General features: G+C 41.8%; 15 protein-coding genes and 2 tRNA genes. 5 read left to right on the top strand and 12 right to left on the bottom strand.

The genetic code is table 11. The features are described from left to right. Positions 1-222: hypothetical protein (locus tag NZM04_05325; protein MCS7063453.1), on the bottom strand; the 222-nt coding region annotated here is incomplete at its 3' end. 231 nt (positions 223-453) lie between these two features. Here NZM04_05325 and NZM04_05330 point away from each other — a divergent pair. Then, the gene (locus tag NZM04_05330) at positions 454-624 is read left to right on the top strand and encodes a hypothetical protein (GenBank protein MCS7063454.1); all 171 of its coding nucleotides are present in this window, start codon (positions 454-456) and stop codon (positions 622-624) included. 477 nt (positions 625-1,101) lie between these two features. Then, positions 1,102-1,192, top strand: a tRNA-Ser gene (locus NZM04_05335). Positions 1,193-1,424: 232 nt separating this feature from the next. On the opposite strand, the gene NZM04_05340 is transcribed toward NZM04_05335, so the two are convergent. The 6 genes from NZM04_05340 to NZM04_05365 all read right to left on the bottom strand — a co-directional run bounded on the left by NZM04_05340 (position 1,425) and on the right by NZM04_05365 (position 5,721). Beyond that, positions 1,425-1,559 carry a hypothetical protein gene (locus NZM04_05340; protein ID MCS7063455.1) on the bottom strand — a complete coding sequence of 45 codons (135 nt, stop codon included), beginning with the start codon at positions 1,557-1,559 and terminating at the stop codon, positions 1,425-1,427. Positions 1,560-1,733: 174 nt separating this feature from the next. After that, the gene (locus tag NZM04_05345; GenBank protein ID MCS7063456.1) at positions 1,734-1,997 is read right to left on the bottom strand and encodes a hypothetical protein; all 264 of its coding nucleotides are present in this window, start codon (positions 1,995-1,997) and stop codon (positions 1,734-1,736) included. A 349-nt stretch (positions 1,998-2,346) separates the two neighbouring features. Continuing rightward, positions 2,347-2,721 (bottom strand): AAA family ATPase, encoded by a 375-nt coding sequence (locus tag NZM04_05350; protein ID MCS7063457.1) that lies wholly within the window; start codon positions 2,719-2,721, stop codon positions 2,347-2,349. Positions 2,722-2,894: 173 nt separating this feature from the next. Next, positions 2,895-3,236 (bottom strand): hypothetical protein, encoded by a 342-nt coding sequence (locus NZM04_05355; GenBank protein ID MCS7063458.1) that lies wholly within the window; start codon positions 3,234-3,236, stop codon positions 2,895-2,897. A 780-nt stretch (positions 3,237-4,016) separates the two neighbouring features. Next, complete coding sequence (locus NZM04_05360; GenBank protein ID MCS7063459.1) at positions 4,017-5,090, bottom strand: XRE family transcriptional regulator; 1,074 nt, start codon at positions 5,088-5,090, stop codon at positions 4,017-4,019. Between the two features lie 274 nt (positions 5,091-5,364). Then, positions 5,365-5,721, bottom strand: coding sequence for a hypothetical protein (locus NZM04_05365; protein ID MCS7063460.1), 357 nt, complete (start codon positions 5,719-5,721; stop codon positions 5,365-5,367). Between the two features lie 19 nt (positions 5,722-5,740). On the opposite strand from NZM04_05365, the gene NZM04_05370 reads away from it, so the two are divergent. Continuing rightward, positions 5,741-5,923 (top strand): hypothetical protein, encoded by a 183-nt coding sequence (locus tag NZM04_05370; GenBank protein MCS7063461.1) that lies wholly within the window; start codon positions 5,741-5,743, stop codon positions 5,921-5,923. A 439-nt stretch (positions 5,924-6,362) separates the two neighbouring features. On the opposite strand, the gene ssb is transcribed toward NZM04_05370, so the two are convergent. Then, positions 6,363-6,800, bottom strand: coding sequence for a single-stranded DNA-binding protein (ssb, locus tag NZM04_05375; protein MCS7063462.1), 438 nt, complete (start codon positions 6,798-6,800; stop codon positions 6,363-6,365). A gap of 1,271 nt (positions 6,801-8,071) precedes the next feature. Beyond that, the gene (locus tag NZM04_05380; protein ID MCS7063463.1) at positions 8,072-8,194 is read right to left on the bottom strand and encodes a hypothetical protein; all 123 of its coding nucleotides are present in this window, start codon (positions 8,192-8,194) and stop codon (positions 8,072-8,074) included. A 127-nt stretch (positions 8,195-8,321) separates the two neighbouring features. On the opposite strand from NZM04_05380, the gene NZM04_05385 reads away from it, so the two are divergent. Continuing rightward, a tRNA-Met gene (locus NZM04_05385) sits at positions 8,322-8,394 on the top strand. 299 nt (positions 8,395-8,693) lie between these two features. Then, the gene (locus tag NZM04_05390) at positions 8,694-9,032 is read left to right on the top strand and encodes a hypothetical protein (GenBank protein ID MCS7063464.1); all 339 of its coding nucleotides are present in this window, start codon (positions 8,694-8,696) and stop codon (positions 9,030-9,032) included. A gap of 1,672 nt (positions 9,033-10,704) precedes the next feature. Here NZM04_05390 and NZM04_05395 read toward each other — a convergent pair. The 3 genes from NZM04_05395 to NZM04_05405 all read right to left on the bottom strand — a co-directional run. Continuing rightward, positions 10,705-12,513 carry a hypothetical protein gene (locus tag NZM04_05395; protein MCS7063465.1) on the bottom strand — a complete coding sequence of 603 codons (1,809 nt, stop codon included), beginning with the start codon at positions 12,511-12,513 and terminating at the stop codon, positions 10,705-10,707. 667 nt (positions 12,514-13,180) lie between these two features. Beyond that, positions 13,181-14,017, bottom strand: a complete 837-nt coding sequence (locus tag NZM04_05400) for a hypothetical protein (protein MCS7063466.1) — start codon at positions 14,015-14,017, stop codon at positions 13,181-13,183. Between the two features lie 18 nt (positions 14,018-14,035). Then, positions 14,036-14,538 (bottom strand): hypothetical protein (locus tag NZM04_05405; protein MCS7063467.1); only part of this gene is annotated, 503 nt, incomplete at its 5' end.

Below are 14,538 nucleotides of genomic sequence, written 5' to 3' on the forward strand. Positions count from 1 at the left end.
TTCATCATAATACTCGTCTTTCATCTTGGTCAAAAAAGCAAGCGCTACAATTATTTTTAATGGATCCTTATTGCTGTTATATAAAAATTTCATGTAATATATCACCACGCTAAAAATATCTAATTCGTCGCCTTCTATTTGTTTGCAAATCTCTTCTAACTCCTTAAGTTTACCTAGATCGTTACATATAAAGTATGCAAAAACATCTTTTTGTGCTTTCATGTGTATATTATAAGCTAAAATCAGTAAACCTTAACGATCACACAAATCTAATCTTTCTGGACAAAAAGATATCAACAGTTACAATGTTTGCAATCGTTATATCACCCATAAGCATAACACAATCGTTTTGTTCACTTATAATTCTTTTTAAAGTTATCGAAAGGTATCTAGATCGCCATTGCTTCTAACGCATCAGACGCAATCCGAGTGTCAAGTGCGCCATTGATGATCATGCGGGTCAAGTACGCCGGTGAATGTGGCTTGGCCCAACCACCCTCCCCTATCCAACAGCCCACAACCGACGACAATACTGTCGTCGAGCTTGATGAGCAGTCACATTCGTCGGGAGTAAAAAACGCGACGATCTCATCACGCAGGTCGAGCGCCGGGCGCGCTGCGTGATGAGCTGGTATATACTCTATCCCGCGATGAAGCAGTGTTGCAAGCAGTGGTGGATCAAGCGCCGCGCGCATTTTAGTATTGCATCGACGGCTTCAGTGGGTATGCCGCTTTGGACTACAGTGCTAGCATCTTCCGGTTGCGCCGAGCAGGTCGCAGACCTATTCAGTTGAAGCAAGTCTCGCCGAGTCGCGAAATTCTCTCGCTCGCTTAGGCCGACGGGCGCGGTGCTTTTCGCGATGTGTGGAGGAGCTATGGCGGTCGGTTACGCCTTTGTGTAATGCTGTAATCGGCGGCATCCCCTCAAGCAAGCGCATCTGGGTTATCAGAGCTATCCGCGGGACTACGCAAGTATTTGGATTTAGGCACTCCCCCTCTGTCTGCCTAATCAGCCGAGATCATCATGCAGTATAACTCGACTAACTTATCATCAAGCATTCCAGCTGCGCAGATTGTGCATAGAATAGAGTGGAGAGGAGAGGGAAGATACCGTTCAAGGTTGAACGGGACGGGCTTGAAAACCGCTGTGCTCGCATTGGGTACTGTGAGTTCGAATCTCACCTTCTTCTCTTCTCTCCTCTCCTCTCCTTACCGTAATTTCAACGCATCACATCAAACTGGATTACACAGGTGTGCACCACAATGGCTTATGTATCTCTCGCACATTATGCGATCGCGGATCGTCTAGCCTGAATCAGCAGGCAACTATTAATCGCTGCTCTTCTTGTCTATGATGATCCAGCGCGTATTCGAGCACCTCGGCGCCAATCCCATGCCGAGACTCACCCCTCTGCTACCTCAACTTACACTGTGCGCGCTGCAAACGCCTCTACGTAAGGCTCGCGTGTTGTCACCCCAGGCATAGGCAGCCCAACAACCACTTCGTCACGCACGGCTAGTCCCATACCAACCAATTCCTCGCGCAAATAGCGCACCATGCGCGCATCGAAGATCTTCTTAGCAATGTCAAGCACACAGTCAGAGTCCACCGTGGCGTTATCATTGGTGTCATATATGACGCCTATAAATGGGCGTCATTGCTGCGATATCCCCATGTGTGCACCGCGATTGACGATGAGATCCGCAATCGTCCTCGGCAACGGCAACTCACGCTACACAAGTGCCCACGCTAAGTGCTGCGCGGACTCCGCGACATAGATCGGTGCCCTGCGCGACCGCGTCGCCGCAACATAGATCCGCTCGTTGTCCATCCCATCACACACGACGATTGCTTGATCGGCAATCAAGCCTTGCGCAGAATCAGCTGTGCATGCATACCCCAACTCCACCCATAGCTCGCAGTAACGCGAGGGCAACACAACCTCACGCCCATCATCCATCCGCACACGCAACCATGAGTCGGATACTTCGACCACTTTGTCCAATTGCCCGTTGAAAATGTTGAGCTGTTAGTTGTTGCACCGCACTCGTATGCGATCCCAGCCCCCATAACACAAACCGTGCCGCACACGCGCGCGAGGATCCGCGCGAACCCCTAAACGCCACTACACCAAGTGCGACACGCGCGCAGCCATCGCATTCGTCGCCGTGATCACTACAGCGTCAGGAAGCTTGGCAAGCACATTCGCCACTACTGTAATTGAATCCACTGTGCGCAGTCTCCCGCTAGCATGCAACGACGTAATGAAAACCGAGATCGCCTCCACATTGCGCGGCAGCAACCGCAGCGCGCGATGCTCCTCCTGCCAGGCCTCGGTGCGGCGGCTATGGTGCAGCGCGCAGTGCGCATGAGCCTCGCGCGCGCCTGAGTACTAAACCAAACACATGCGTCTCGTCAATGCTGTCTAACTGCTGCGGATCCCCCAGCCCCATCAACTGCACATGCCGCATGGAAGAAACACGCACCAGCACCCGCAACCAATCATTGCGATCCACTAGACTTTCCTCGTCAATGATCACCACACAGCGCTCGCCTCGCGCATCGCGCTCCGCCACTTGCTGCAATAGCTGCTGAACTCGCGTCAGCGTCGCCCACGCGCCACCCACGCGCTGCGCGAGATCTCGCCCCAAAACTGCATTGCGCGTGAGGATATATCGCGGCTCTGCCACTGCCGACAGCACGGTGGACTTGTCGCGCATGACACACCTGAGATAACCCCCAACCGCCGCCCGCTGGCAATCAGTGCCAGCGCCTGCTGCTGCTCCCCAGACATAGAGGGTATGAGCTCGGCGTGAATGCGCACAGGATCACGCGCTTGCTGCAGCAGCATGCGTAGCAGACAATCCACGCGCATCGTCTGCCGTCGCGCATGCTATTGGATCAGCATTCTGCTCTTAGCTAGCGTGTGATACACCTCCTTGCGATCCAGGCGCTCGCCGCGCCAGCCAACAATGCGATTGATCATGCACGTCTCGATAGCTGCACCGATCTCACCTAGCGCCGTGGAGCTGAGGTAGTCGTTGTGGCAGTAAGCCTGCATCGCAAACATGTCAGATAAGCGCACAATGCCCCCCTGGTGAGCTAGTATTTCATCCTGCACCGGCACAGTCGCCTCAGTAGCAGCCTGCGTAGGCGCGAAGCCTGTGAACCCGAGCCAATGCAACCGCTCGCGCCACAATGCCAACACAGACTCGCCGGCGCGCGAGCTGCCCATGATCTCGTGTTAAAGAGCATCAGCGTTATCGCGATGACATAGGCCACTATGACGAATAAACCTCCACTGATTTATATATGGTGTCATATGTGGCTCTGGTTTTGATGAATAAATTATTATCTTTAACCATGCTCATCATATTCATGATTATGTTTTAAGGTATGTCTATGTAAAAATAAGGCAATCAAGCTTAATCTTATTTTAATTAATACTATTTTTATCAACTGAAGCAAAGTGATTTTTATGTTGTTAATTTGAATTTATACACCAGCATTCCCTCTGTTCTATTCAAGCAGCATAAAACTACTCTGCAATGTTGTTTATAACAATATTTTATGGATACACGATAATCATATTTTGACTAATTGCCTCGTTCTCAAGTTCTCCATTACTTTGAATAACTATGTCATCATATTCGTTACGCACACTGCTTTTTAGTTGGTTAAATTTTTATAACCCCTGACAATGACGAAGCTTTTTTCTTTAGTTACATGCGTCTTTTATATCTCACGGTTATATCTGTTTTAGAATCAGGCCATACTTTTCCCCAACTAGTATAAGACTACCTGTCTTGAGATATTTGCATACATTCTCTGCGATAGAATCCTAGAACAACACCACAAACTATGTTTTTCATATTTTTGATTCCACATTGTTTTAATATCTTAGTGCTGACCATGCTAAATTTGTTTCAAGCGCATGTATATCTCATCTCTGAATAATTAACACCTCTGCCTACCAATGTTATTTTGTTGTTTATATAGACCTCTCATGGATTTATTACACGAATTGAGTCTTATCAATCAACCCAGCAAATATATTTTGCCCGATTAATTCATAATATCTATTCTCAGTGATCACTCCCGTATTAAGTGCATTTTGAACTAGAGCAAACATACGACTAGGATATTCTTGAAGAAGAGTATCCTCCAGGTGATTTGTCTCACTTTGGTTTTTACGCATAATGACGAGAATTCTGTAAGCTTCTTCTTGTGATAAAATGCCTATGTCTTGTGCGCGATATATCCACATCTGTGTATTCAACCCATATTTTTTACTTAACACTTTGAATGTATCTAAACCAAAATGATTTAATTTTCCGCCTAGCTCGTTTAATACTGCAGATTGTGGAACAATAAGTGCCATCGCAAAGCGTGAAACTACTATTTCCTTTATTTTATTACCCCAATATTTAGGCATATCCAAACATAAATAACCTATTCCCTTGGCCAAGCTAAATCTTTGAAGATACCCCGAAATGTTGTTTTGTATTACTATAACGGGTTTATTATCTACTGTTAACAGAGACAACACTTCTATTTTCTCAGGTAGATTAGTTATGCCAATATAGATACCTTTCTCTTCTATTATCTGTGTCAAATTAGCAATCGGATTTGCGCCAATTCCCCATTCATGCCTTAAGTCTTCGGCGATATTTTCAACATCTTCTTTTTTTTCTATTTTACGTCGGAAGTCATTCCAATTAAACGGGATTGTTGCACTCATAATATTTTCTATATCAATATATCTTTCTAGCCAATCTTGAATGTTGTAAACAATATCTTTCCTGGTTTTAGAGTTTATTCCAGTGATGTTTTTTGCGTAGTTTATTACCCGCAATTTTACAGGTGGTTTAGGCCGTAATAACCATCCTGGGTGAACATCTAACTCGTTTGCTATTTTAATAATAATACTTGAATCCGGCATTAATGATCCTTTTTCATACTTTGATAGAACATCTAAAGGTATCCCAATTCTTTCCGATAGTTCTTTAAGATTAAAAGATGCCAGCTTTCGCACATGCTTTAACCTTTGGCCAAAATATATGCAGACATCTTCTATGGACTCATACATCTTATTTATTTTAACACGAAAACTTGCCCCGATAAATTTAGGTAGTGCCCAAATCCAAAGACTTGTGTAGTCCCGCGGATAGCTCTGACAACCCGTATGCGCTTGCTTGAAGGGATGCCGCCGATTCCTGCATCGCACAAAGGACTCACCCGACCACCGTAGTTCCTCCACACACCGCGAAAAGCACCGCGCCCGTCAGCCTAAGCGAGCGAGAGCCCCCACAACTCGGCGGGACTTGCTTCAACTGAATAGGTCTGCGACTTGCCCGGCGCAACTAGAGACAGCCGTCACGGTAGTCCAAAGCGGCATACCCACTGAAGCCGTCATTGCAAGACTGAAATGCGCGTGGCCCTTGATCCACCACCGCTTGCAACACCGCTTCATCGCGGGATAGAGTATCTACCAGCACATCACGCAGCGCGTCCGACGCTCGACCTGCGTGATGAGATCGGCGCATTTTTTTACTCCCGACGAATGTGACTGCTCTCAAGCTCGACAACAGTATCGTCATCGGTTGGGACCTGTGGGATGGGGGCAGCCAAGGCACGTTCACCGGCGCACTTGACCTAGTTGGCCACGGATTGCGCACTTGACACGCAGATTGTGCCGATGCGTCGGAAGCTGTGGCCATCTAGATACATCTCGACGGCTTGGCGCGGGATTATGGGCGGGTAGCTGATTGGGTTGGGCTGAGGGGTGAAATGGCGATTGCAGGCCTTGCACAGGTAGCACTGGCTGCCGCAGTGATTCTTGCCTCGTTTGACCCCGATTCGCTTATGTCTCCTAGGACACTTCATGCATCCAATTTTATTCACTCCCTAAATTTAAAATAGTTATTCTTTAATACAAAAATTTAGAGGCTCTCTTTCTATTTAATACCCATAATTTTGCCAGGTGTTATATGTATATAGACTTTTATTCATGTATCTAAATGATAGTAAAATATAGCTAACAATAGAAAATAAAGACGATGCTTAAAAATAGATATTCGCTTAGTCCTGCGCATTGATATAATAAGTTTGATATACTTATTTGAAGGTCCAATGCTGATTCCAGCATTAGACAAACCATCTAACTGACTGCAAAGCTCCTCCACACACTGCGAAGATCACTGCCCCTTCTGCCTAAGCAAGCAATATCCCCTGCAACTTGATAACATTTGCTTCGACCAAGTAGGTCTGCAGGCTTGTCCAGCACATCAGAAGCTGCCGCTAAAGTAGTATAAAGCAGTATACTTATTGAAGCGGATGTTTTGTTTATAATAATATTTTATCAATGCCCGAGATTCATATCTTGAATCATTACCTCGTTCTCAATGTCTCCATCACTTTGAATGACTATTTCACTTTCTTCATTATCTCTGTCGCTCTTTTTTGAGAGAAATCTTACAGTGCTCGCAACAATGACGAAGCTTGCTCCTATAGTTCCATCTTTTCTCTTATATATCACAGGGTTACCTGTTTTCGGATCAGGTAATATTCTCCCCTCGACTAGTATGAGGCTACCTTTCTTGAGATATTGGCATATATTCTCTGCAGTAGAACCGTAAAACAATACCTGAAACCAAGTGGTTTCAGATTTTTTATTGCCGTCTTGGTTCCATGTCCTTGTAGTAGCTACGCTAAGGTTGGTGAACGGAGTTCCAGTTTGTGTGTATCTAATCTCTGGATCGTTACCCACTCTCCCCACAACTTTGATTTTGTTATACATATTGCTTTCTCCTGTATTTATTATATGCCAAAGTCTTCTCAGTCAACCGAATATATCAAGCATAAGCTTATTATTTCAGGTCTTGTTTTATGATGGATTGATAGTAGATACGGTCAATATACCTTTCCCGATTAATTCATAAGATCTATTCTCAGTGATCAGTCACGTATGAAGTACATTTTGTACTAAAGCAAGCATACGACTAGGATATTTTTGCAGAAGAGTATCCTCCAGATGATTTGTCGCTTGTTGGTTTTTACGCATAATGGCGAGAATTCTGTAAGCTTCTTCTCGTGATAAAATGCCTATGTCTTGTGCGCAATATATCCACATCTGTGTATGCAGTCAATATTTTTTGCTTAATACCTTTAATGTATCTAAACCAATACGATTTAATTTTCTGCCTAGCTCGTTGAATCCTGCAGGTTATGGCGACATAATTGCCATCGCAAGGCGCGAACTTGTTATTTAATTTGTTTTATTACCTCAATATTTAGGCATATCCAAGGATAAATATCCTATCACCTTGGCCAAGCTAAATCGTTAAATGTACCTCGAAATGTTATTCTGTATTACGATAGCGGGTTTATTATCTTCCGTTAATAGAGGCACCACTTCTATTTTCTAAGGTAGGTTAGTTATGCCGGTATAGATACTTTTATCTCCTACTATTTGTGTCAAATTAGAAATCGGATTTCTATCAATTACCTACTCATTTCTTAAGTCTTCGACGATATTTTTATCGCGCTATTTTTATATTTTACTTACAAGTTTTTCAAATTAAATTGAATGGATGCATTCATAATAATTTCCTAATAAATATAGCATCCTAACCAATCTTGAATTTCTAAATCAATATCTTTATTGTTTTTTAGTTTATTCCAGTAATATTTTCTATGTAGTTTATTACCAGCAATTCTACAGGTGGTTTAGGTCGTAATAACTATCCTATGATCACACCTAACTGGTTTGCTATTTTAATCAGAGCTTACGCATCAGATCGCTGCCGCAATCAAACTACCAACCAAATAGGGGGAGGATTTTCGTCGCAATCTTATAAATGTTGAATTGACAGCGGGTAGGTGAAGGTACTGCCTTCGCCCTCCCCACATTCACCTAACTACCTTGCCCGTCATGCGCGCCGATACTTGTGATGTAGCTGCACCAGAGTGATTTACTGTTAATGACCATTATCACTGCTCGTACTGCTTGCGTATCATACGCACATGCTTCTGGCCTGCATTACACATCACCTTGATGATGCGTAAGCCCTAGATGGACTCGACGAAAGCAGATACATGCGCAGCCTTACGGATAGCACAGATGCTGCCTTCGCTTGAATAGCCCGTGCCAATTTCAGAGGGGGCGTGGATTGCAATCGTTTGATGTGGCACTTTTGCACTCTAGTCATCCATTCAAAACTGCTCTGCCTGCCGCGTCCAGTTCGCCAACGGCTGAACACTGTTGGCACTGTTGCGTAACCATCTGAAGCCCCGCGATTTTTGATAAAATTAGAGCACTGGTGACGTAGCTCAGTTGGTAGAGTAAGAGACTCATAAGCTCTGGGTCACAGGTTCAAGCCCTGTCGTCACCACTAACTGCTGAGTTACTGCCACCCACGTACCTCCCCAGCGGCATGTCGCCCATGTCACTGCGCCGGACAGCCGGTTTACATCCGCATTGATTTGCTCACACTACGCCGACCGCGCGCTGCTGAGCCTCCGACCAAGCCTGAAGCCAATCTTCGCCAACAGATCTGCTAGCCTTGATCGCTTGGCAATGCTGGGCTTCTCTTAAGACTACGCCAACATGTGAGAAAAGCAGGAAGAAGCACAAAAGACCATGGCTTATACATCAGGAATTTGAAGGTTCTGCGCAGAGCAAGCTAGCCCCATGAGCAAGAAATCGTTGCTGTGCGCTGCATGCAGACGCCGTACTTTGATGGCGCGATCATCCTTCACACTAGACTGCACCCTCCCCAGCATACTCAACACCACCCCATCACAGTGCGGCAAAGTTATCTGTGCTATGCCCAGTGCGCGCCCGACTGAGATCTTTACTAAACACCAGATCCAAGGCACAGCGCGGGTTGTTCTCAATCCGCTAGTCGGCGCGCACTGCACGCGCAATGCGTCTGACTCCTTACTACAGGCTAGTCTCGAAGATGCTCACCTGTTCATAATCATTCTCCTCGACCCGTCGCTGGCAACTCACAAAACATACCGCGCCTAGATTAGGTCTGGCATCCACCTGTTGAGCAAAATAGCTCAGATACTCCGCATCAGCAACTAACCAGTATTTACCTCGGTAGTAACGCACGTGCCCGCAATCTTCCGTGTGCAAGTATTCATGCTGCATCTAACGCCCCCACTCATGCGGCTCACGTTGCCAAGTCTGCTGTAGCGCCTCAAACAGCCGGGCATGATTGCGCTTCAAGGCAAACACATACTCGCTCACGTGCTCAGTAATGGCACGGCATTTTGCTTTTGCGCGTATGCTGCATCAGTTACCACAATTCGATCGCGCTGCTCAAATTACGCCGACACTGTCTGACAACGCCGCTATATCATTGCTGGTGGCTTCTACGTGCAGCACGTCTTTTGCCAGCACTATGCCTGTCTGTGGGCATACATAGCCTGTACGGGCTATATACCGTTACCATCTGGAAGGGCTGCTTTGCTTGTGCGTCGATCAGCGCTGTCACGCAGTACCTTGCCTTCGGCGCAAGCACCTCTTCTTCGGTCAGCCGCAGACGCTAGCCGCTTGCATCGCCGCCAGCCAGTTCGATAAACAGCGCTGGATGCTGGCAATCAGCAGCAAGATGAAAACGCGTCGAGAGGTATCGTGATCGAGCATTCAGTATTCATGCTTGAACAATGGCCCATGCAGGGCAGGGCGGGTTTGCCAGAAGGCTGCAATGTCTAGCCAACTGTCAGGCCACTGACAATGGCAATGATGGTGAGTACGACTACGTACCAAAGAGGGTAGCGTTTATCGGGGGTGCGACGAAAGTCATGGGTTTGCCGATCGTGATCTGCTAGCGGCTTGATAACCAGAGTGGGCTTGTCACTCATGAGCTAACTATCATCTTATGTTATGCGCAAGTCTTAGCTATTTAATAATAACAATGGAGTGTGATATTAATGACCCTTTTTCATAGAGTGGCAGAACATCTCAAATATCCCAATTCTTACTGATATTCATTGAAGATTTAAAGGGGCTAGTCTTCCTACATGCTTTAACCTTTGGCCAAAATATATACTGATATCTTAAATTGACTAATCTAACATATTTATTTTAAATGAAATATATTTTTAGTAAGTCGAGTGAGTTTTTCTTAAACACGAATAATTAAAATATTCTATATCTTTTTTAATTCTGTGATTTTATATCTTTTTATATGCGTATAGATAATTATTCGCAGGTTTAAATGTCTATAAAACATCACCGAATGTAAAAAATCAAGATATCGCCTAAATATATATTTGCGTAGTGCTGCGTATCGCGCTGATAAATTCAATATACTTGCTTGAAGATCTGCTGCAGATTCCAGCTTTGCACAAACCATACAACTGATCACTGTAGATCCTCCACACTCTGCGAAAAGCACTGCGACCGTTTGCCTAAGCGATCGATATTCCCCGCGACTTCGCGAATTTGCTTCAACTGAGTAGGTCTTCAGACTTATCCAGCGCCAGAAGTTGCCGTCAAGGTAGTCTAAGACAATATACTCATTGAAACTGTCAGTACAATACTGAAATGTCTTACAATACTATTTCGTCATAAGATAGAGTATCTATAAGCTTATTACGCAGCGTCTATCAAAATTTTCACTTTGATATTATTATAACAGGCGATTATTCTCAATTAATACGCTATAAAAATATTTAATAGTTAACTATTGTTATAAATATTGATCGTATTTAAACAGCATTTCTTCTAAAACGCTAGAAATATTTTTAAATAGTGATGCTGGTATATCTGACTTCTTTAGCAAATCCTCTAATATACTTTTGTCTAACTTTGTTATAATCTTGAGTGAGCTAATCACTTTGATTTGATCTGTAGACTTTTCAGCGAATTCATAAAATGACTCAATTATTTTTTTCTTGTCTAATATTTCATGATAATATATGCTTATATTATCTAAAGAACTTATAAAATATGGTGAGAAATTATAAATAACATGATAGGAGAATTTGCTGTTGTGTGATAGAATTAATAAGAAAAGACATCCTCGATCTAAATCTAAATCTATAATATGTGATAATAATTCATATATCCTATCATCTTCTTTTGATATCAATAAGGTTGTATAAAGAACGACCAAAACCTCTAAAAGATTTGTCCATGGAATTGGTTTGAACTTTTTAATTGCTCTCTTAAAGTAATCAATGGAGAAATCAAAATCTTTTTCTATCATATACACGTAATCGTCAAAATCAATGCATATACCTTTAGAAAGGGCGATATCAGCGACTCGTTTAAGAGTTTCAATATCATTCTTATAAATAGCGCATTTTATTAAAATCCCGATAACTGGCTCTAACTTTTTTGTATTTTTATGCACAATAGCATCTAATATCGAATTAATTACTGAATGATCTATTAAAGATAAAAAAAAGCGTTGACTTGGCAGAATATTCAGCGAGGTTATATCTTTATCTAAAATCATCGATATTAAATCATTTATAAGATCACGATCTAAGGTATAAAAGACGGCCAGGATAAAAGAGTATTTAAATTTTTTTAATCTTCTCATTCTTCTCTTTAATCTATCTACAGAATCACGATTTCCGCACAAACCGATTAATATCGTTTTTCGATCCGATTCTTTTAAGTCATTTGATATATATTTAAATGCCCTTTCTGATATTAAATTGCAATCATTAATTATTACATCATCTTTACCACGCCTATCTAAATCATTTTTGTTAATATTTAACAGCCTTACTCGATAAACAATTCTACATACCGCGTCGAGAATATCCATTTTGAAAGCATGAATATATTCATCGTATTTCTGGAATAAAAATTCGCAATCGCCAATTGACCCATAATTGCCTATATTTTCTATAAACATTCGTTTATTTTTATAAGTCAATTTATCAAAACAACCCTTCAATTCATGTAAAACGATCGGATGCTTGACATATTTAGCTATATCATTTACATCCATTGATTTTAATATATAATCAGCTATACGATGTACATGCTCATGGCAATCTAATTCATCTAAAAATCTTATGAATAAATCTAAAAAAATTCGATGTGAACATTTACACAACTCTTCAATCATATCAGCTAAAGGTAATTTTAATCCATCATCCACTGATATTACTATTCTTAATAGATCTAAAAATCCGCTATATTCTTTTTTAAGCAATAAAATGGATGTTTTTAATAATTCTTTATATGATCTGTCGTCCCTCTCTATATAATAAAGTAAAACTTTGGCGGCGAAAGATATAATTAAATCAGGATGCGACGTATATGCATGAGCAATATTCCTTGCTTCTTCAGTTCTAGATAAACCCATATGTATCAATATAGAAGCTTTCATCATGGGGCTTATATCATCATTATTCATTAAGATGTTAGATAGAATAAAAAATAGGTCTATTTTACGGACGATAATTTCACCGACAAATCTTTTGTTTTTGTGTAAAATATTGTTTAATATTAAATTATTAGGTAGATTATAGCAAGCCATGCTACTTTATTATAACTCGGGATAATCTGATGGGCATAAATCTAGGAAACACATACATCCCAATATCTACATAGTTCAGTGGATAGCTCTAATAACCAGGATGCGCTTGTTTGAATAGAAATATTACAGGCCCCGGCCATCACACAAAAGACGCAACCAATCGCCATAGCTCCTCTACACATCACGAAAAGCACATCGTTCATCGGCCTAAGTGAGCAAGATCTCCAGCAACTTGGCAAGCCATGCTTCAATCGAATAATTCTTCGACTTGCTTAGCACAATCAGAGGCATCTACCCCTTAGTCTAAAGCGGCATACCACTTAATCCGTCGCTGCAATAGTGAAAGGCTCGTAACGCTTGATCCATCACTGTTTGCAACACTGCTTCATCGCAGGATAGAGTATCTACCAGCTCATTATGCAGCGCATACGGCGCTCGACTTGTGTGATGAAATATATGTATTTTTTACTCCAGACGAATGTAAAATGCTCAATGATAGTTTATTCATCGGTTGGCGAATGGGGAAGGTAAAAACGGGATGTGGGTCAAGACACGATCATCAGTGCACTTAACTCAGTTGGCTATCGAATGTGTAGTTGATTTGTCTACAGATGCTTAGCTTATGTTAATCAACATCCTCATACATGCAAGCTCACTCCAGTTAACTTTACCACTGAGTAATGTAAATTTTTGCATTGGTTGTGTCCATGTAAACTATTCCCACTCCTGGAGCAATAATGATTTGTTTGATTTGCGCAACATTTTCAATAGAACTTCGTGTAGAACAATATGCTATCAAGGCATCGAAGAAATACGAACCAAAAATATCTACATCGCGGCGTTCACGAACAGAACACTGATGAGTATGACCTCCGACTTGCCAACCGTACATCTCAAATGCGTCAACATCTTCAGGTGTAGTTTTTGCTGGGAAGAATACTTTTAAATTTTCACGCAACAGATACCCATTGTAGAGTTGATTGGCAATCCATATAATGCTACCATCGCAAAATAAATAATAGACTGAAGTATTTGGTTCTTTCTCAACACTCTTTGTTTCGCTTATTTTATATATATAACCGTTTAACTCTTCTATCGTCAATGACAGCTCATAAACTGCATTGACCATTTCAACCTTATACGTACGTTTTGATCCGACATAATAGTCAACAGGGAATATCCATCCACAAGACCCCTTATCTTTTTTATGTATTACCGAATTCTCGTCTTGTGCTTTTTTATTCCCCTCAATTTCTTCTTGATCCTTGCCATTTTCATGGATGATGATATTTTCCTGAGATGAATTATCGGGCGATGCTACGACAAATGTTCCCTGATCTACAATATTATTAGATAACACCTCTTCTTTGCTTTTATTGATAAGGTTTAATGTAAGTAATAAATAATACGCTAAAGAAGAAACTATTACCATAAATAATACAAATAAATATCTCTTCATTCCTTTTTTGTTTGTATTTATCCGCGTATACTTCATTTTAGCCATGGTTACAATTTTATTCTACTACATATGAAGAGAATCAATAGCAGCTTTCCATTGATTATTAAGATAAGGATAAGGTTCTTCATGATAACCTGACGTAATATAGTTTATATATTGATCGATCTTTTTGTCTGGATATTTTTCTCTGATATCTTTAATCAACTCCCAATCATTTTGAATAATTTCATCAACTCTACCCTTTAAGGGTTCAATGTCTATATTGATATTAAAGATATCGTTCATTCTTATAGCGAAATCACACCAAGCTTTAAGGTCGAAATTAGTGCAAGACAAGGGGATCGGCCTATCATGTTCTGGCAAAATATAGTGAGGAATTAAAGTAAAGATAAATGCGCCAAAAAGGCCTTTTTCTTTTATTCTACATAATACATCCATAAAGAAATCATCCCTAATAATTCCGTGCATAGGATGCATAGAATATTCCTTTAGTTTTTCTGACAATTCCTCATGCGTTGCCAAATATAAAAATCGGCGTGGCATATGAAAGGGTACTTCAGCCCACA

The sequence above is a fragment of the Candidatus Methylacidiphilales bacterium genome (genome assembly GCA_025056655.1).
Classification (GTDB): Bacteria; Verrucomicrobiota; Verrucomicrobiia; order Methylacidiphilales; family JANWVL01; genus JANWVL01.

Bases quoted from the DNA above. Each gene is read 5' to 3' on its own strand.
- NZM04_05330 (MCS7063454.1), top strand. From the start codon at position 454: ATGCGGGTCAAGTACGCCGGTGAATGTGGCTTGGCCCAACCACCCTCC.
- NZM04_05340 (MCS7063455.1), bottom strand. From the start codon at position 1,559: ATGGTGCGCTATTTGCGCGAGGAATTGGTTGGTATGGGACTAGCCGTG.
- NZM04_05350 (MCS7063457.1), bottom strand. From the start codon at position 2,721: ATGCGCGACAAGTCCACCGTGCTGTCGGCAGTGGCAGAGCCGCGATAT.
- NZM04_05355 (MCS7063458.1), bottom strand. From the start codon at position 3,236: ATGGGCAGCTCGCGCGCCGGCGAGTCTGTGTTGGCATTGTGGCGCGAG.
- NZM04_05360 (MCS7063459.1), bottom strand. From the start codon at position 5,090: ATGTATGAGTCCATAGAAGATGTCTGCATATATTTTGGCCAAAGGTTA.
- NZM04_05365 (MCS7063460.1), bottom strand. From the start codon at position 5,721: ATGGCCACAGCTTCCGACGCATCGGCACAATCTGCGTGTCAAGTGCGC.
- ssb (MCS7063462.1), bottom strand. From the start codon at position 6,800: ATGTATAACAAAATCAAAGTTGTGGGGAGAGTGGGTAACGATCCAGAG.
- NZM04_05390 (MCS7063464.1), top strand. From the start codon at position 8,694: ATGAGCAAGAAATCGTTGCTGTGCGCTGCATGCAGACGCCGTACTTTG.
- NZM04_05395 (MCS7063465.1), bottom strand. From the start codon at position 12,513: ATGGCTTGCTATAATCTACCTAATAATTTAATATTAAACAATATTTTA.
- NZM04_05400 (MCS7063466.1), bottom strand. From the start codon at position 14,017: ATGGCTAAAATGAAGTATACGCGGATAAATACAAACAAAAAAGGAATG.